A 21,180-nucleotide genomic window follows, 5' to 3' on the forward strand; every position below is an offset into this window, starting at 1 on the left:
AAAATCCTTCCCAGTATGATTGGGATCGCACTATCAAGAATATAAATATGCAATTATGCATATTTATATTGAATATTTTTAATAACATTAAAATCTAATATATAATTAAAAAGTTTTTAATGAATTGATAAGGAGATGCGAGTATGAAGAAAGTCATAGGACTTATTGTATCATTATTTTTATTATTTTCTACCTATGCACCAACATTTACAGCAGCAGCCGAAGTTTTAAATAAAGTAGGCTGGGTGAAGGAGAAAGAGAATTGGTATTATTATGAAAAAGATGGCAGTAAAAGAACAGAAACAATCACATTAGATGGAATAGAATATGAATTCTTCAAAGATGGTAGGTTGTTTGAAGGGAAAAAACAAGTCGGAAATGAATGGCTTCATTATAAAGAACCTGGAAAATTACAAACCGGATGGAGTTTTTCAGGAACAGCTTGGAGTTATATACGTGATGGGAAATATGCAACAGGTGTTATTACCTATCAAGGGAAACAATTTGAAATTAATAAATATGGGGAAATGGAAAAAGGATGGATTACATTACGTTCTAAAATTAAAAGAATGTATCCTAAACCAGAAACAAAATTTTTATTGGAATCAAAGCCTGTAAAAGACGGAGATATATTAGAGGTTATTGGTAAACAAGGTATTTGGTATCAAGTAAAATACCAAGGAGAAATAGGGTATGTAAGAATATTTGAATCCGTAGTCATAGGAGAAAATCCCACACGTTCTTGGGATGTTGTAAAAGAAGGAACAAGCCTCACGCGATTTATACTAACGGAGTATAAAAAAGATCCAGAAAAATACTTTCCTCCAAATGTAATTAAAAACCAGGAGAAAGAAATTCACGAGTTAATTGAGAACGTAAATAATGTGTATTATGATTTCCAACAATTAAAATCTATGTTGTTATTTGATAATGCAAAAGGATGGGTGCAAGAAGAGGGGAAATGGACGTATTATTTAAAAAATGGAAGTCGTGTAACAGGCCTTCAGACTATTGATAATAAACAATACTATTTTGGACCTGATGGCTTTATGCAAACCGGTTGGGTTGATATAGGTGGCGCGAAATATTATGCGAATAAATCCGGTGCGTTACAAAAAGGTATTCAGTATATTGATGGTAAAATGCATTATTTTGATAAAAGTGGTATCTTATCCCGAGGTATGCAACAAGTAGATGGAAAACCGTACTACTTTAGTTATGAAAGTGAACCAAAAAGTGGTTGGATGAAATTAGAATATGATTGGTATCTGTTACATCCAAATGGTGCCTTACAAACAGGAGATTTTACCTATAAAGACAAGGTTTTCTCTTTTAATAATGATGGAGAAATGATAAAAGGTTGGATCACGTTAGAATCTCTTGTAAAAAAAGTATATCCAGAACCAGACTTAAAGAAAGTTTTACGAGCAAAGCGAGTAAATACTGGAGAATTAATAGAAGTAACAGGAAAAGTTGGTTCTTGGTATGAAGTAAAATATAAAGGTGAAAAAGGGTATGTACGTATCCATGATGCCATTATTTTTGACCAAGAAGCAAAGACACCGTTATCTTTATTAAATGGTAAATTGAAAATTTTTGAAGGTGTTTTTAAATACATCAAAAGTGACGAGCCTTTACTCAATAATACATTAAAAACTCTACAAGATTTAGAAAATAGTACCACTGATTCAATTGAATTGATGAATAATGTTGCAAAAGACGCTGAAGATGCGAAACATGACCTAGAAGAACAGAAAAAACAAATACTAGAATTTGATCAAAAAATGAAAGTCCTGGGAAAAAAAATTAAGAATGACTGGGACCACTTAACAAAAGAAGAGATGCGACAGCTGATAGAAATGTTTCAGGCTGATGCAAAAAGAGCTGGAATTTATGGTGATGATCTTGGACAATATGCAGAAGACCGAGCAAAGCATTTTTCAGAATTAATCCTTAGAGGGTCTAAGGAAATGCTTCGATTCCAGCAAGAAGTGGTAAAATCTCTTGATCAAATGGTAGAGTTTAATAATCAAATTTATGCAGTCATCATGGAAGATACACAAAACGTATTAAAGTTCCAGGATCAATTTAATGTGTATTTAAAACAAACTACAGATGCGTTTCATGAATTAGCAGAGAGTCATAAGCGTATTCAGCAAGTATTACACGACAATGGTACATTTGAGGATTTAGGAAACATTGCAACAAGTACGATTCGATTAAAACACTCTATAGATGCGGCGAAACCTGGGATGGAGGAACTTGTACAAGTAACAAGAAAAAATGTTCCAGTTATAGCAAAAGATTTACAAGCATTTCAAGAAAGAGTACCAGGTATCTATAATGATGTTAATACAGGATTAGACTTTGGAAATGCGTTTATGGGAACAGCTTCAAAAATTGCCCAACATAAGTATAATATCCCTGCAGCGGCAGCTAACATTGGGAATATTAATTTGAATAACGCATTGCGTGATTTAGGTGGAGATCCATCTCGTATTTATAATCGTGCGAATGATGGGGATTTATCATTCGTATTGGGTATTACACCAATAATTGGTACAGGAAAAGAAATTGGACAACTTATCAAAGGTGAAGACTTAGTAACAGGTCAAAAATACGGTCCAGACGATTATGCATGGGGCACATTGGCCGTCGTATCTGGTGGTACAACACGGGTTATCGGTAAAGTTGTAGGGAAGATTGGTGACCTTGAAAAGAAAGGTAAAGCATTAGAGGCGGCTGCAAAGTACACAAATGCTTTTGGTAAAATAAATGCTCGAAACATACCCAATATGTCTAAAAAAGAAATACTAGAAAAACTTCCTGAAGGATGGAAATACACAGAGAATAATGGGTTTGTTCATGTTCGAGATGGTAATGGTACAATAAGGATGAGAATAGATCCACCAGATAAAGTAACAAAATATGATCATGTACATTTATATGATGAGAATAAAAATCCATTAGATGTAAATGGGAGTATAGTAGATGCTAAAAGTCCAGATGCTCATATTCCATATAAAAAGTAAGAATTGAGGTCGAAAATGAACGTACAGAGAATACAAGCAGAATTTGAAAAGTTACACTATTGTGATGCATGGGTTACTAAATTAGTATGCGACTATTTTGGTGATGAGGTACACCTAACTTATAAGGATGAAAATGAGGACGTAGATTTTCAATTTAGCGGTTGCTATAGAATAGATTTCAAACATAGCTTGGGATATGTAAAAGAAAAGCCAATAAAAACATTTACATATGAACAGTTACCATATTTTCTTCATGATATTGAAATCGGTGAAGTAGAAAAAGAGGGCTTGAAATTATATACCTGTAATATAGTTATGCCTCCTATGGAATTAGAAATATGGTGTAAGGATATAAAAATTGAAAGATAAGTATTTGCAGAAGAATAAATGCTAAGTAAATTCTATATTGTTGTAAAATAATTAAACGGACCTTAGATAAACATAAAACTGTGGAAATATTTAATTCCTGCGGTTTATATTATATCAATTTGATTTTCTTTCATATTGATTCTTTATATCTCAACTCGTTTCTGTACCTCTGCAATATTATGAATTTCTTTTTAAACGCTATGCTTGTTATTATCAAGCAGTTGATGTGGGGACAGGTGAAACGGTTGAATTTTAAGTTTAAAGATAAAAATAAATAAGGGGAATATGTTATGAAAGTAACTTGTTTATATAATACCGGCAATGCCCTATCTAAGATAACAGAGGAAACATTTAATTTAACCATTGAAAAAGAGTATATTGTTTATGGAATATGTAAATTACAAAGTGGTGAGTTAACATATTTAATCTTAGGAGAACGTGAAAATATGCCATCATGGTATCCAGCAGAATTATTTAAAATATCCGATGCGTTACAACCTTTAGAATGGTATTGTGCAGAACACAGACAGGTTAAAGATACAACTATAGATTATATATGGGGATATAAGGAGTTAGCCTTGGATGATACACATGCTCTGGGGTTAATAGAAAGAGAAAATAAAGATATGGAACTATTTTTAAAGCGTAAAGCTGAGATTGACGAATTTGAGGAATTGTATAAATAAATTAAATTTATTTATGAAAAACGTAGGAATTAAATATTCCTACGTTTTTTGTTTATAACATTTAAATACCTGATTTTTACAAAGGTTAAAGGATCAAATGGAAAATTTTTTATTTATCCTGCATAAGCAGAATCGTTTCTGTAATTCTACTTAATAGAATACTCCCCTGTATAGCATCATTATTGAGTCCTGATTCCATGAGATTGAAGTTAAGATATATTGAAAAGATCTTATTGAGATTTCTTGTCAATTTCTCATGAGTTTTCAGTTTATTCGGAAATTTAGCGGTTTTAATTTTACAGTTTAGTGAAATAGTGGGTTTGAAGATAATATAAAGCGTCTGCAGGACATTAGTTATGGGTATAAGATGAAAATATTGTATGTGCATAGCGAAACATAACGGAAGGATAAACAGTACTGTAGCATATGGAACTTATTTGGTCTGTCTTAGGAGTCGTACAATGCATAATTGTAAGTCAGCAATCCTAGAAATAAGTTTGCCTTCGGTAGGAAGCGTTCCACTAACGATGTTCATACTCAATATTTTCTTAAAACGTTTGAAGGAATTTAGTTTATGTATATAACTTTATGAAGAATATTAAATCTGTAGCATATGTTATTCCTCTGGAATGGATTCACTTATAGATCCTCATCTAAATTAAAAAACTTCACATATAATTTTATTTATGTTTAAAGTTTAAAAGCTCACCATAGATGATTTATAGAGAATGCAATTATAAATGCAAGAAAATCTAATTTAAAATTGAAAATTCGTTCTATTTTGGTTAGATATGGAATAAATGAATTTTATTTCTCAATATTCACTGTATGTCACTTTTTTGTTTTTTTCTATATGATATTGGAAAAAGTATGCTTAATTTTATAACATAAAACCCCTACAAAATTATTACTCTACAAATTAATTTCTTAAAGAAAACTTCTTGTGAATATGTTACTAACTACATAAAGTGTAATATTAACAGAATTATTACCAAAGTATTAGGTTTTTAGAATAAAAATGATTGCTCAAAATATCATTGAAATCCAGGAATAGAAATCGTAATTAAAATTTTTTGTTTTCTGTCAGGTATGTAAATCACTTTAGCTACTTTATGGGTAATTTCATGTGTTTTTTCTTTTGCTTAAGTTTATGAAATAGGAGTATTAGCTCTAAGTATTGTAGCTAAGAGTATGTAAAGCATAGAAAATCCGAATTAAACAAAATAGGAGGAAAGTGAAAATGAAGCATCAAGATGATAGTAAAACTGGTTTGGAAATAGCGATTATTGGAATGGCAGGTAAATTTCCAGGTGCAAATGAAATAAACCAATTCTGGGATAACCTAAAAAATGGTGTTGATTCAATTTCTACATTTATTGAAGATGAGTTAATTAAAGAAGGTGTTAATTTAGATGTTTTACAACATCCTAATTTTGTGAAAGCAAAAGGGTATTTGGAGGAAGTAGAATATTTTGATGAATCCTTTTTTGCTTATACACCTAGAGAAGCGAAAATAATGGATCCCCAAATCCGTATGTTACAGGAAACAACATGGGAAGCATTAGAGATGGCAGGTTATAATCCATTTGATTATGAAGGATTAATAGGGTTATACGTAGGAGCATCTACTAATTTTAATTGGATGAAGCACACGCCATTATTAAACAGTGATAGTGTGGTTGAGTTTTCAGAGGCAGGTACTCTTTCCTATAAAGATGCAATTTCAACGCTTACATCCTATAAGCTGGGACTTAAGGGACCGAGTTTTACATTATATACAGCATGCTCTACATCTCTTTTGAGCATTCATCTTGCATGTAGATCATTGTTAACTGGAGAATGCTCTATTGCAGCTGCAGGTGGAGTATCTATAACGTATCCTAAAAAGAATGGTTATAAATACCATGAAGGAATGACAAGTTCACCGGATGGCAAAGTACGTACTTTTGATGCAGAAGCCCAGGGTGCAGTTTTTAGTGATGGTGTAGGTATGGTAATACTAAAGAGATTAGAAGATGCGATTGCTGATGGGGATACAATCTATGGTGTAATTAAGGGATCAGCAGCAAATAATGATGGTGGTCGAAAAGTAGGCTATACTGCTCCGAGTGTTGAGGGACAGGCTGAAGTAATTCAAGCAGCTCATAGTTTTGCTGAAGTTGATCCTTCTACAATTAGTTATATAGAAACGCATGGAACGGCAACGCCATTAGGGGATTCTATCGAAGTAGAGGCTCTAAAGAGAGCGTTTCAAGATGTGGACAAGAAATCTTTTTGTGCAATTGGTTCTGTTAAGAGTAATGTAGGTCATTTAGATACAGCTGCAGGGGTGACCGGACTTATAAAGACAGTTTTATCTATGAAACATAAACAACTCCCGCCAACTTTAAATGTGAAGCGCCCTAACTCGAAAATTGATTTTATAGATAGCCCATTTTATATTAATACTGATTTGGTGGATTGGCAAAGTGAAGATAATGATCTTCTTAGAGCAGGTGTGAGTGCTTTCGGATATGGTGGAACTAACGTTCATATTGTATTAGAAGAAGCGCCTAAAGTTAAAAGTTCTGCTTCTACTAGAGAGAAAAAGTTAATGGTTCTTTCTGCTAGATCAAAAGAAGCTTTAAATAATGCTACAGTAAATATGGTTGAATATCTGGAATCTAATAAAGATGTTGAATTAGCAGATGTAGCATACACATTGCAAACTGGCCGTCGATCATTTCCGTATAGAAGAGCGGTCTTATGTAAGGATATAGATAGCGCCATAGACAATTTAAAAACAGTTAAAGATTTTCACGTAAAAACGCAAGAAAATCCAGATTTGGTATTTGTGTTACCTAGCGAATACTCATCAATTATTGAGAATGTAAAAGAACTATACCAAAAGGAACCATTATTCTTACAAGTATTTGAGCGTAATATGACTGATGCACAAATGTATACTGGAAAAGCATTGAAAGAAGCATTCTTTAAAGGAACAGATGATAGCTTGGTTGAAGATTTAACCTTCTTCGTCTGCTTGCAATCGATTATTGATGTATTAATTGAATGTGATGTACGTCCTTCTAACATTATTGGTACAGGCTTAGCTGGAATGGTTTCAGATATTTATAATAAATCTCTTAAGCCAGAAGATGTCCTGAATCCATTAGTTGAGAACTATATAGAGTTAAAAACAGAATGGACGCATGGAGAAAAAGTAGAACTTCTAACACAAGTTAAGGATGTAGATCCTAATTTTGTGATTGTACATATTGGAGAGTTATTAAATTCTGAAATTAATAATAATCAGATTATTTTACAGAACGACTTGTTAGAGGTATTGGGACAAGCGTGGGAGTTAGGGGTAGAAATTAATTGGAGTAAACTGTATGAAGAGGAATATAGATTACGTATTGCCTTACCAACTTATCCTTTTGAGAAAAAACGATATTGGATAGATCCAGCTGAACAGCAAAATATAACTAATAGTGAAGAAACATCGATAAAGAAACGTTCTAATATAGCTGAGTGGTTCTATACTCCAGGTTGGATGGAAAAAGAAATTGTAGATGTAACTAAAGAATCTACTAAAAGTTGGTTGTTATTTTTAGACAATGAGCATATAGGCTTAGCTCTTAAAGAAAAGCTTGAAAGAGATGGACATCGTGTTATAACAGTCGGTGTGGGTCCTTCATATAAAAAGATTAGTTTAAATGAATTTACAATATGCCCTACTGAACAAGAAGATTATTATCAGTTATTTAACGAGCTACAAAAACAAGAGTGTTTACCAGAAGAGATTGTTCACCTATGGAATGTGGATAATAAGGATTTAGGTATCAAGACCTTAGATACTGGATTCTATTCATTAATATCACTTGCAAAGACAATTAGTAAATTTAATTTACTTTATCCTATCAATATAAATGTTATGACGAATAATATGCAAAAGGTAGTAGGAGACGAGTCTATTATTGCAGAAAAATCTACTCTTTTGGCTCCTATAAAAGTATTTCCGCAAGAGTATCCAAATATTAGATGCCGTAGTGTAGATTTTATGTTGTCTGATAATGAAGAAGCATTAATATCAAACTTATATTCTGAGATTCAAATGGACATTATTGACACTGTAATAGCAATTCGAAATAATACTCGTTACATTCGAATTTATGAGCCTATACCTGATGAAAAAGTAAGTGAAATGCTAGTAATAAATGAAAATGAATCAGCTTCAAAAATTCGAAATATTCGATCGGAAGGGGTTTATTTAATTACTGGTGGAATGGGAGGAGTAGGCCTTAAATTAGCAGAATATTTGGCGCGTACAGTAAAGGCTAAACTAATATTAGTTAGTAGAACAGCTCTTCCTGATCGTGAAGAATGGGATCAAATTCTTCAATCACAGATTGAAAATGAACAATTATGTCAACGTATTAACCATATTCAGAAGTTGGAGTCATTGGGAGCAAAAGTAATGACAGCTGTTGCAGATGTAGCTGATGAAGAGCAGATGAGAAACGTGATTCATCAGGCTGAGGCTAATTTTGGTCACATAAATGGGGTAATTCATGCAGCAGGTGTCTTACGTGTTAAATCAGCTCAGTGTCCAATGGAAAAGATAAGTAGGATTGAATGTGAAGAGCAATTTCTTCCTAAAGTACATGGTGTGCTAGTTCTTGATAAGTTATTGAGTAATTATGATCTTGATTTTTGTTATCTTGTTTCATCACTTTCACCTATTTTGGGTGGATTAGGTTTTGTAGCCTATTCAGCAGCAAACCTTTACTTAGATAGTTTTTCAGACAAAGTGAGTAAAACATCTAATAATCGATGGACCAGTATTAACTGGGGAGATTGGCAGTATACGGGAGCTCAACAGGTTAATAAAATATTCAATGCTCAAAGTATAGAAGCACTTGAAATGACATCTGAGGAAGGACAAAAAACATTCCAATGTGTGCTTGGTTTAAGTGGTTTAAATCAGGTAATTATTTCTTCAGGGGATTTAAATAAACGTTTTGATCAATGGATTAATCTGAATTCTCGTAAACGAATTTCTGAATTGGAAACTCAAACGAAAACGAGAGATAAGTTCAGAACTCAAGATGAAGTAGAGGAAATAATTATAGGAATTTGGAAAGAGTTTTACAGTGTTGATACTGTAAATGTAAATGAAAATTTCTTTGATCTTGGTGCAACTTCACTTCATATAATTCAAATTCATGAGAGATTAATTAATAGATTAGAAAAACAGATTTCAATTGGAGTTATGTTTGAGTATCCAAGTATTCGTTCTTTAGCGAGATACTTAAGTGGAGATAAGCAAAAGAATCAAGTTAAACATACAAAACGTTTTAATCGAAAAACGAAAGAAGATAACGATATTGCAATTATAGGAATAGATGGACGTTTTCCTGGAGCACAGAATGTAAATGAATTCTGGAATAATATAAAGTCTGGTACAGAGTCTATTCAATTTTTTACAGATGAAGAGTTAATTGAATCTGGTGTGAATCCTATGGAAGTAAAAAGCCCTAATTATGTTAAAGCGAAAGGGTATTTAGAGGGTACTGATAATTTTGATGCTCCATTCTTTGATTATACACCTCAAGATGCATCATTAATGGATCCACAACTACGAGTATTCCATGAATGTGCGTGGTCTGCCCTTGAACATGCTGGATATAATATTGAGACCTACCCGGGCCTAATTGGTGTATATAGTGGGGCATCTCCTAACTTATATTGGCAAGTGTTATCTACTCTATCAGAGGCAAATGAACCAGCTGGGCAATTTTTAATTTCATTACTTAACGACAAAGACTCGCTTAGTACTCAAATTTCTTACAAATTTAACCTTAAAGGACCAAGTATGAATATCTTTACGGGATGTTCAACATCATTGGTGGCTATTCATAATGCATGCCAAGCATTATTACAGGGGCATTGTGATATTGCTATAGCTGGGGGAATTACATTAACTCAACCTGAAAAAGCAGGTTATACCTACCAAGAAGGAATGCTGTTTTCTTCAGATGGTCATTGTCGTCCTTTTGATGAAAATGCAAATGGAATGCTTTTTGGAGACGGAGTTGGGATTGTTGTCCTGAAGCCTTTACAGGAAGCTATAAATGATGGAGATACTATACATGCAGTAATAAAAGGAACAGCGATCAATAATGATGGAAATCGGAAAATTGGTTACACTGCACCTAGTGTAGAGGGCCAAGTAGAAGTTATTAAAATGGCGCAACATGAAGCAAATGTAGAACCTGAGTCCATTTCCTATATTGAAACACACGGAACTGCTACTAAACTAGGAGATACCATTGAGATCAAGGCGCTTAGTGAAGTGTTTAACTCTAATGAAAAACAATCTGTACCAATTGGATCTGTTAAAGCAAATGTGGGCCATCTAAATGCAGCGTCCGGTGTTGCTGGTCTAATTAAAACGGTCTTTGCGATGAAAGATCAAGTTCTTCCGCCAAGTGTGAATTTTACAAAACCAAACACGCAAATTGGATTTGAAAAGACACCTTTTTATGTAAATCAACGATTAAATGAGTGGAAAAAGGATAATAAACCATTACGTGCAGGTGTTAGTTCATTTGGTATTGGTGGTACAAATGCACATATTATTTTGGAGGAGGCACCAAAGCTTGAAGCAACATCAAATAGTAGACCATACCAGATGTTAATGATTTCGGCAAAATCGAAAGATGCTTTGGATCGTATGACTTTGAATTTAGGAAATCACCTTGAACAGAATCCTCATGTGAATTTGGCAGACACTAGTTATACATTGCAAATTGGACGTAAGGAATTCAAGTATAGGAGAGCTTTAGTTTGTTCCAGTACTCAAGAAGGAATTGAACTGTTAAACCAGCCAGAAGGAAGAAGAGTACAATATGTAAATGTAAAAGAGGAACATCCTAAAGTTAACTTCCTGTTTTCTGGGAATGGATCGCAATATGTAAACATGGGGTTAGAATTATACGAACAAGAGGCAATTTTCCGTGAAGCTATGGATGAATGCTTTGCAATCCTTCAATCTGTTACGAATGTAAACATGAAAGAAGTGTTATACCCAACTACTTTCAGTATTGATGAGGCGACGGAAAAATTAAAAAGAATGGAATTTAGTCAACCAATTCTTTTCGCGTTTGAATACGCAGTTGCGAAACTATTAATGGGTTGGGGAATTAAACCTGAAGCAATGATTGGATATTCATTTGGTGAATATGTGGCTGCTTGTTTAGCAGAAGTATTTACTTTGGAAGATGCAATTAAATTGGTTGTAAAAAGAGGACAGCTAATGAGTAGTCTTCCTGCAGGGGTAATGCTTAGCGTTCCACTTCCAGAAGAGGAATTGATTCATTTAATTAATTCTTTTGAAAAAGAATATCAACATACTATTTCTTTAGCCGTAGTTAATGGTCCAGCTTGTATAGTTTCTGGGACAGAAGAAGCAATTGTAGATTTTGAAAATGAATTAAAGAAAAAGCGTTTCATGTGTATGCGAGTAACGATAGAAGGAGCAGCACATTCACACGAACTGGATTCAATTCTGGACGAGTATGCTTCCTATGTGAGTACATTGACACTTAGAGAACCTAAAATACCTTATTTGTCAAACTTGACCGGTACTTGGATACGACCTGAAGAAGCAACAAACCCAGTTTATTGGGTAAAACATATGCGTGGAACTGTTCGATTCTCTGATGGAATTCAAGAGTTGAATAGGGACAATACAAGTCTATTCATAGAGATTGGTCCTGGAAATGACCTTAGTAGGCTTACTAGTCGCCTTTTAGACTATGAAAATGGTAATGAAAGAATATTTAATACGGTTCGATCTGTTCAACAAGATGTATCAGATATGTATTTCTTATTCAGTCACATCACTCGAATGTGGGTAACAGGTATTTCTGTAGATTGGGAACAATTTTATAAAGATGAGAAGAGAAGACGTATCCCATTACCAATGTATTCTTTCAATAAAATATCTTATAAATTACAAGGTAATCCGTATGATTTAGGTCAAAAGCTTAATAGTAAGCAATCTAAAATTAGTAAGAATAACAACATTTCTGAATGGTTCTATACGCCGCAATGGAAAAGTTCTACATTGTTTGAACCAAATCATGATGTGAATGAGACATGGATTGTTTTTGTAGATCAAGAAGGATTAGGTAATGAACTAGTTAAGGACTTATTAAATAAAGGGCAGAGAGTAGTTACAGTAGAATCTGGCTTTGCTTTTAATAAGGAGAATAACGATCGCTTCATTATAAATCCTGAAGAACGTACAGATTACGTTAAGTTATTGGATGAAGTACAAGAAATATGTGGTTTACCTACAAGAATAGTTCATATGTGGGGAATTACGGATGAGGAAAGACAAGCCTCAATTGAATATGTAAATTGTAAACAAAACTTAGGATTCTATTCAATCTTTTATTTAACTCAGGCACTAGGAGACAAGAATATCTCTGATTCAATCTCAATTCGAATCATTACAAATGGTGTTCAACAAGTGATTGGTGATGAAGAATTAATTCCAGAAAAATCAACTGTACTTGGAACGTCATTAGTTGTTCCGCAAGAGTATTCTTATCTTTCTTGTTCAAGTATTGATGTTGTTTTACCTGTAAACAAAGAATTGAAGAATAGGCTAATAAATCAATTAGTAGAAGAATGTCTTTCAAATACGAATGATAAGATGATTGCTTATCGAGGGAATAAAAGATTTGTTCAAACTTACGAGCCTTTACAACTAGAACAGCCAGCTAAAGAGAAACTGCCTTTACGAAAGAATGGAGTTTACCTTATTACAGGAGGACTCGGAGGTATTGGTACAATTCTTGCGAAACACTTGGCTCAAACTGTACAAGCCAACTTAGTTCTTCTTACACGTACAGGTCTGCCAAATCGTGATGAGTGGGATATGCATTTGAAGGAAAATACGATGTATTCGGAAAGAATTCGTAAAGTTTTAGAGATAGAAGAAACGGGATCTAAAGTTTATGTACTTGCTGCTGATGTTACAGATCAATCACAACTATACGAAGCAATTCATAAGGCAGAACAAAAATTTGGAAAGATTAATGGTGTAATTCATGGTGCAGGTATTCTTGGTGGAAAGACTTTTAATTTGATTCAGGAACTTGAAAAAGAGGACTGTGAGGAACAATTTTCTGCAAAAATTTATGGTCTTCTCAATTTAGAAGAGTGCTTACGAAATAAAGATTTAGATTTTTGTGTTCTAATGTCTTCAATTTCAGCGGTCTTAGGTGGATTAGGTTATGTATCATATGCTGCTTCAAATATATACATGGATGTTTTTGCGCAATATATAAATCGTTATTCCAACCTGCCTTGGATAAGTGTCAATTGGAGTGATTGGAAATACTGGGAAGATGAAGAAAAAGATATGCAGATAGGTGCAAGTGTACATGAATTATCTATGACACCTGAAGAAGGAGTTCAGGCCTTTAATATAGCACTGTCATGGAAACAAGGGGAAGTATTGATTCATTCTCCAGGGGAACTGCAAGCACGTATTGATCAATGGGTGTTATTAAATTCTTTCAATGATGAGAAGGAAGAAGAATTAGATTCTACGTTATACCATTCTAGACCACAACTCTTGACTGAATATGTAGCACCTCGTAATGAGGTAGAAGAAAAGCTTTCAAAAATTTGGAGAAATATATTTAAAGTTTCAGAAGTTGGTGTTCATGATGATCTTCTGGAACTAGGTGGAGATTCACTTAAGGCTATTACTATTGTTTCAAAAATTCATAAAGAGTTTAATGTTGAAGTTCCTATTAAAGAACTCTTTACTCTATCAAATATTGAGAAACTAGCAAATTATATTTCAAGGGCAGATAAAAGTGAATTTGATGTTATTGTTCCAGCTGAACCTAAATCTCATTATCAGCTTTCTTCAGCTCAGAAGAGATTTTATGTATTACACCGATTGTATCCAGAAAGTACAGCTTATAATGATACTTCCGTTATTCTTTTGAATGGAAAATTAAACATTGAACGTTTAGAAAAGGCGTTCACTCAATTAATTAAACGTCATGAGATATTTAGAACTACTATTGAAATGAAAAATGATAAACCGGTACAAATTATTCATGATCATGCTGATTTCCATATTACTCAAATTGAGGGCTTTGAATCTGAAGTGGAACAAATAATTAATGAGTTTATTCGCCCATTTAATTTTAATAATGCTCCATATTTCCGTGTAGGGTTAATTAGATTGGAAGAACAAAAACATATTTTAATTATTGATTTACATCATATAGTAACTGATGGAGTTTCCTATGATATTTTCGTTAGAGATCTATTTGCGCTTTACTCTGGAGAGAAATTACCAAGCTTAAAAATACAGTATAAGGATTACTCAGAATGGCAGCAGAGTGAAAAAGAAAAAGAAATTGCTCTCAAACATGAACAGTATTGGCTAGATCAATTTAAAGATGGTGTACCTGTCTTGAATATGCCTACTGATTATACAAGACCTGAAATATTAGATCTAAAAGGTAGTAAAATATCCTTTACTATTGATTCAAATGTTACCAAGAAAATTAAGCGTTTATTAGCAAAAGAAGAAACTACATTATATACGCTAATGCTCTCTGTATATAATATTTTGCTAGGTAAATATACTGGCCAAGAGGATGTTGTTATTGGTTCACCAATTACTGGTCGCCCACATGCGGATTTACAAGATATTATAGGAGTATTTGTAAACATGTTAGGGATAAGGAACTATCCAAGAGCTGAACAAAGGTTTACTCAATTCCTATTTGAAGTAAAAGAACAGGTCTTACAAGCGTTTGAACATCAAAAATGTCAATATGAGGACCTGGTTAATCAATTAGGACTTCAAGGAACGTATAATAGGAACCCACTTTTCGATGTTTCATTTGTTATGCAAAATATGGATGCAGATCATATGTTTATCGATGGTTTAGAACTAAAGACATATGATCACGACTTTAAGCGCGCGCAAATGGATTTATTGCTAAGAGTGGTTGAATTGGAAGATACAATTGAACTGACTATGGAATATGCAACCTCTTTATATACTAGGGACACGGTTCAAAAGTTATGTGAGCGTTATGTTGAGATTTTTGAACAAATTGTAGATCATCCTGAAATTTTATTAAAAGATATTTCATTTAAACAAGAAATTCAAGAACTGCAACCAGTTAAGGTATCAGTAGATTTTGGGGATTTTAACTTTTAATTGATTATTGTCAGGAGTGAGTAACTATGGTTGAACGAATAGCGAATAAAGATAAAGTAATTGCCGCAAATGAACGAATAAAGGAAAGAGAATTTTGGTTAGAAAACTTATCAGGGGAACTGGCTGACTGCCATTTCCCTTATGATTACCGGACATCAAACAAACAGGTGAATTTATCAAATGTTAGCATAAAACTAAAAGAGGAATTGTCCGAGAAGATTTTAAAGTTAGCAAATGGATCAGATCTTCAATTGCACATGATTCTTACTGCTGGACTTACTTTGCTGTTAAATAAATATACTAGATTGCAAGATATATGCATTGGTACACCTGTTTTAAAACAAGACAGTGATACTAACCTTATTAATACTTTGTTAGTTTTAAGACATGGTCTTGAGGAACATATGACATTTAGACAAATTCTCCAGCATGTTAGTACAGTAATGGTTAATGCTTTAGAACATCAAAATTTCCCATTGGAAAGTTTACAACCGGTTTTGAGTAACTACCTTCCAGAGGGGCGTAATTATCCGTTCCGTACTGCAATTTTGCTAGAGGAAATTCAAGATTTAAATTATTTAAGTGAGAGCAATGCTGAGATTATATTCTCTTTCCGTCAAGTAAATGGGTGTATAGAAGTTGATATGTATTTTAATGAGCATCTATACAAAACATCTACTGTTATGCGATTTGGTCATCATTTTATAGACTTGTTAGAGCAAGCTTTACTACAACCGAATACACCGCATATAGAGTTAGATTGGGTTAGTCATAATGATGTAAGAGAGTTAATTACATTTAATCAAACTGAGTTAGATTACCCGCATCATTTAACGGTGATACAGTTATTTGAAGAACAAGTCATGCATAATCCAAATAAGCTTGCTGTTTCTGATGACAAAAGAGAAATAACATACGCTCAATTAAAAGAAAAGGTAGATCTGGTTGCCAGTTCTCTACATAAAAAAGGAATTGGAAAAGGACACATTGTTGGCCTTATGATGGATCGATCAATTGATGCAGTAATTGCATTGCTAGGTATTTTAAAAAGTGGGGCTGCTTATTTACCTATTAACATATATTTGCCGTATAAAAGGATAGAGGCAATGCTAAAAGAATGTAAATCTCCATTTTGTATAGTAAAACCAGAAGTTATTAGTGAAGATTTTACAAGGGAAATCCAGGATTGTAGTATGGTAAGTTTTAATGAACTACTTGAAACAGAATTGGTTAGTTTCCCTTCAGTAAGTACACCTTACGATTTGGCATATGTTATTTTTACCTCTGGAACAACAGGTAATCCTAAAGGAATTATGGTTGAAAATCGTAGTGTTGTAAATTTAATATTCGGGTTAAAAAATGAAATATATGATAAATATAGTTCCTCTATGCGAATCGGGTTAGTTTCACCTTTTGAGTTTGACGCTTCAGTACAAAACATGTTTGGTGCGCTTTTATTAGGAAATAGTTTATTTATAGTACCAGAGGAAGCAAGAACTGATGGGCAGAAGCTAATGAATTTTTATCAAGAAAAGCAAATAAATATCGCGGATGGAACGCCGATGCATCTTCGATTATTAACTAATTTTATAGATGAAAAAATAGAATATTCATTTAAACATTTTATTATTGCTGGAGAGGAATTACCACCGAAATTAGCGCGGAAATTCCTTGGTTTATTTAATAAGAACTGCCAACCTAATTTAACAAATGCTTATGGACCTACGGAGACTACTGTAGATTCTACATGTTATCATGTTCAGCACGATAAGTTAGAACTTATGAATCAATTACCAATAGGACGACCTCTAGCCAATCAAAAAGTTTATATTATGGGTGATAATCAACAGTTACAACCCGTTGGAATTCCTGGAGAGTTGTGTATTTCAGGAGAAGGGCTAGCAAGAGGGTATTTAAATCAACCTAAGTTAACTATGGACAAATTTGTTCCTATACAAATCACCAAAACAGGTTCTTCTATTATAGATGACAAGGTATATCGTACTGGAGACTTGGCTCGCTGGTTACCAGATGGAAACCTTGAATATTTAGGCCGTATGGACGATCAAGTCAAAATTCGTGGATTACGAATTGAATTAGGAGAAGTAGAAAAGCAACTATTACGTTATCCTGAAATTGGTGAAGCTATTGTAATTACACGTAAAAAAGAGGGAGAAGATGCTCCGGTTTTATGTGCATATGTTGTTATGAATTCTCCAGCTAAAGTAGAAGAAGTACGCCAATTCCTTAGAGAGTATTTACCGTTTTATATGATTCCTGCTTACATCATCCCGATTGAGCAGTTTCCAATCTCATCAAACGGTAAAATAGATCGGAAAGCTCTTCCAGATCCAATTTGGGAGCAATCCACAGCTTTATTTATTGAACCACGAAACGAAATTGAACAAATGCTCTCTGAGATATGGAAAGTAGTACTTGGAATAGAGAAAATAGGTGTGAATGATAACTTTTTCGAATTAGGAGGTAATTCATTACAAATTACTTCTGTTGTTTCACACATATATAAACGTTTAGGTGTAGATGTACCTATACGTGAAATGTTTCAAAGGCCTACAATTATGCTATTAGCGGAGTATATAGAGAAATATGAAGGGAAGAAAAATTATTCTCAAATTGAGATCGTGCCTGATAGAGAATTTTATCAAGCTTCTTCTTCACAAAAAAGATTATATATATTAAACCGCTTTGCTGGAATAGGAACTGCCTACAATATACCAGGTGCAATGTTAATTGAAGGTGAGTTTGATTTTATAAAGGCAGAACAATGTGTCAAAGAATTAGTGGAACGTCATGAATCATTAAGAACTTCATTCCAATTTATTAAAGGTGAACCAGTTCAATTTATTCATGATAGTTTAGATATTAAAATTGAACATTTATATAAATCTGATAGATCAACAATTGAAGAGTTAATACAGGAATTTGTTCGTCCTTTTCAGTTAGATAGGGCTCCACTTATGCGTGTCGGTTTAATGAAATTAGAATTCAATCAATACCTGTTACTTTTTGATCTTCATCACATAATAGCAGATGGAGTATCTTTAGCGAAGTTAGAAAAGGAGTTTATAGATTTATATTCAGGCAAAGCCTTAGAGCCTATTAAAATACAATACAAAGATTATGCCAATTGGCAAACCAATCGTTTACATGATGAAGGGCTGAAAGAAATTGAAGAGTATTGGGTAAATAAGTTTAAAGGTGAGTTACCAATTCTTATGTTCCCAACCGATAAGCCACGTGGGCTAAATCAAACTTTTGAAGGTGATAGATTAGTATTCCATCTAACACCTGAACTTTCTAATAAATTAAAATCCTTTGCGGATGAAAGAGAAGCTACTTTATATATGGTACTTCTTTCGTCACTAAATATAGTATTGCATGTGTATACGCAACAGGAAGATATTATAGTAGGCTCTCCAATTGCAGGAAGAATTCATCATGATCTTGAGCCTATCATAGGTATGTTTGTAAATACCCTACCTATGAGAAATCATCCTAAAGCGGAAAAGACGATAATTCAATTCTTAAATGAAGTAAAAGAAAATGCGCTAGAAGCATTTCAATATCAAGAATACCCATTTGATGAGTTAGTAAATAAGTTAGACATGGCTTATCATACTAACCGAAATCCTGTATTTGATGTCATGTTAGTGATGCAGAATATCGGAAGAACATCAGAAAAGATAAAAGATATTACATTTAAATCATACGAAATTAAGCATCAAGCTTCAAAGGTAGATATGAGTATAGAAGTATTTCCGGAAGAAGAGGGTCTGCGATTAGAATTGGAATACGCGACAGGACTATATTATCCACAAACTATAGAGCGGTTTATGATGCATTTTATAAATACGCTAGAGTGGATGGTAGCTAATCCTGAAGCGAAAATTGAAGACGTTAATGTTTTAAGTAAAAGTGAATCCACAAGGATGTTAAATGAACTTAATAATACAAAATTGGATTTTACTCAGGGTAAATTAGTTCATCAATTTTTTGAGGATCAGGTTGAAAATAAACCAGAAGAAATCGCAGTTATTTCAAATGATATACCGTACAGTTATTCGTATATCAATAATCGAGCAAATCAGCTGGCTCGTATTCTTAGACAAAAAGGTGTAGATCAGGAAACTAAAATTGGTATCGTTGTGGAAAGATCCGTAGAAATGATTATAGCTATATTTGCTGCGCTAAAATCTGGAGCTGCATATGTACCAATTGATACTGAATATCCAAAGCGTCGAATGGAACATATTTTAGAGGATTGTAATCCTCAATTTGTACTTACAGAATCTAAATACGTAGGTGAAATTCCATTTGTAGGAGAGATTATTGATTTAAAGCAAGAAAATTTGTACGTTGGTGATACAAGCAACCTGGAGGTTACTGGAAAACCAAATCACTTAGCTTATATTTTATACACCTCCGGTTCTACAGGTAGACCAAAAGGAGTCATGATTGAACATTGTAGTATTGTGAATTTCTTATTTTCAATGTCTCATTTATATCCTATGGATGAATCAGATACGTATTTACTGAAGACACCTTATATATTTGATGTATCTGTTCTAGAGTTGTTTGGGTGGACCATAGTAGGTAGTAAATTAGTAATAATGGACAATGGGGAACATCGAAACCCAAGAGCAATTTTAAGAACTATAGATAAATATGATGTGAAATTATTAAATTTTGTACCGTCTATGTTTAGAGCTTTCGTAAATACACTTAATAATGAAAATTGCCAGGTTTTAAATAAAGTGAAGTATATATTACTTGCGGGTGAAGCTTTGACACATGAGGTGGTTAATAAGTTTAAAAAGCATCGACTATCGACTCAAATAGAAAATATGTATGGTCCTACTGAGGCGACAGTTATCGCAAGTACGTTTTCACTTCAAGAAAGTGAAAACTATAATACTATTCCTATTGGAAAGCCTATTCCGAATGTAAGGCTTTATATACTTAATCAAAAACAGAGACTTCAGCCTATTGGCGCGGTAGGAGAGCTGTATATTGCGGGAGAAGGGCTTGCAAGAGGATATGTAAATCAAATGAGATTAACTGAAGAAAAGTTTTTACCAGACCCATTTGTAAAAGGGGAGAAAATGTACAGGACAGGAGATCTTTCACGCTGGTTACCTGATGGGAATATAGAATTCCTCGGTAGAAATGATGAACAATTAAAAATTAGAGGATATCGAATTGAGCCAGGGGAAATTTTAGATGCTTTATCTTCACATCATGCAATTAAAGAAGCAGTGATAGTAGACATTCAAGATGAAGATGGGCAGAAAAAACTTGTAGCTTATTTCGTAGCAAAATCACCTGTATCCATTTCTGATTTGAAATTGCATCTTGCGAAATTAGTTCCGAGTTATATGATACCTACTTTCTTTGTTGAAGTTGAAAACATACCATTAACACCAAGTGGAAAGGTTGATCGACATTCCTTACCTTCACCTAGATCTTTACCTAAGAATGAGGAGGAGAGTATGATGTCTCCTAGTAATGAGTTAGAATCTCGTTTGGTTGAAATATGGAAAAGTATATTGAAGATTGAAGCTGTCGGTGTAGAGGATGATTTCTTTGACTTAGGAGGAAATTCTCTACTAGCTATTGAGCTTGATCTTGCTTTAGAAAACGAGAATCTTAATACGGACGACTTAGTCGCATATACAAAACGAAATATTAAACAACTAGCGGCTTATATAGCAGAAAAGAAAAATAATTAGTATTACTTCATATTGTAAACACGACTTTTAAGAGTTTAAATTTACACTTGCTATACTGTGGGATTAAAGGGGTTTTCCCTCTTAGCTTTCTG

General features: G+C 33.5%; 5 protein-coding genes. All 5 read left to right on the top strand.

The annotated features are described in order from the left end of the window. Positions 1-143: 143 nt before the first annotated feature. The gene (locus NST86_RS28935) at positions 144-3,032 is read left to right on the top strand and encodes a pre-toxin TG domain-containing protein (protein WP_061663544.1); all 2,889 of its coding nucleotides are present in this window, start codon (positions 144-146) and stop codon (positions 3,030-3,032) included. Positions 3,033-3,047: 15 nt separating this feature from the next. Continuing rightward, positions 3,048-3,401 (top strand): hypothetical protein, encoded by a 354-nt coding sequence (locus tag NST86_RS28940; RefSeq protein ID WP_061663545.1) that lies wholly within the window; start codon positions 3,048-3,050, stop codon positions 3,399-3,401. 290 nt (positions 3,402-3,691) lie between these two features. Beyond that, entirely contained in the window at positions 3,692-4,087 is a 396-nt protein-coding gene (locus tag NST86_RS28945; RefSeq protein ID WP_061663546.1) for a hypothetical protein, read from the top strand. A 1,240-nt stretch (positions 4,088-5,327) separates the two neighbouring features. After that, positions 5,328-15,338 (top strand): SDR family NAD(P)-dependent oxidoreductase, encoded by a 10,011-nt coding sequence (locus NST86_RS28950; protein WP_340935010.1) that lies wholly within the window; start codon positions 5,328-5,330, stop codon positions 15,336-15,338. A 26-nt stretch (positions 15,339-15,364) separates the two neighbouring features. Next, complete coding sequence (locus NST86_RS28955) at positions 15,365-21,088, top strand: non-ribosomal peptide synthetase (RefSeq protein ID WP_061663548.1); 5,724 nt, start codon at positions 15,365-15,367, stop codon at positions 21,086-21,088. The last annotated feature ends 92 nt before the right edge of the window (positions 21,089-21,180 follow it).

Source organism: Bacillus sp. FSL L8-0199 (genome assembly GCF_038005705.1).
Classification (GTDB): Bacteria; Bacillota; Bacilli; order Bacillales; family Bacillaceae_G; genus Bacillus_A; species Bacillus_A cereus.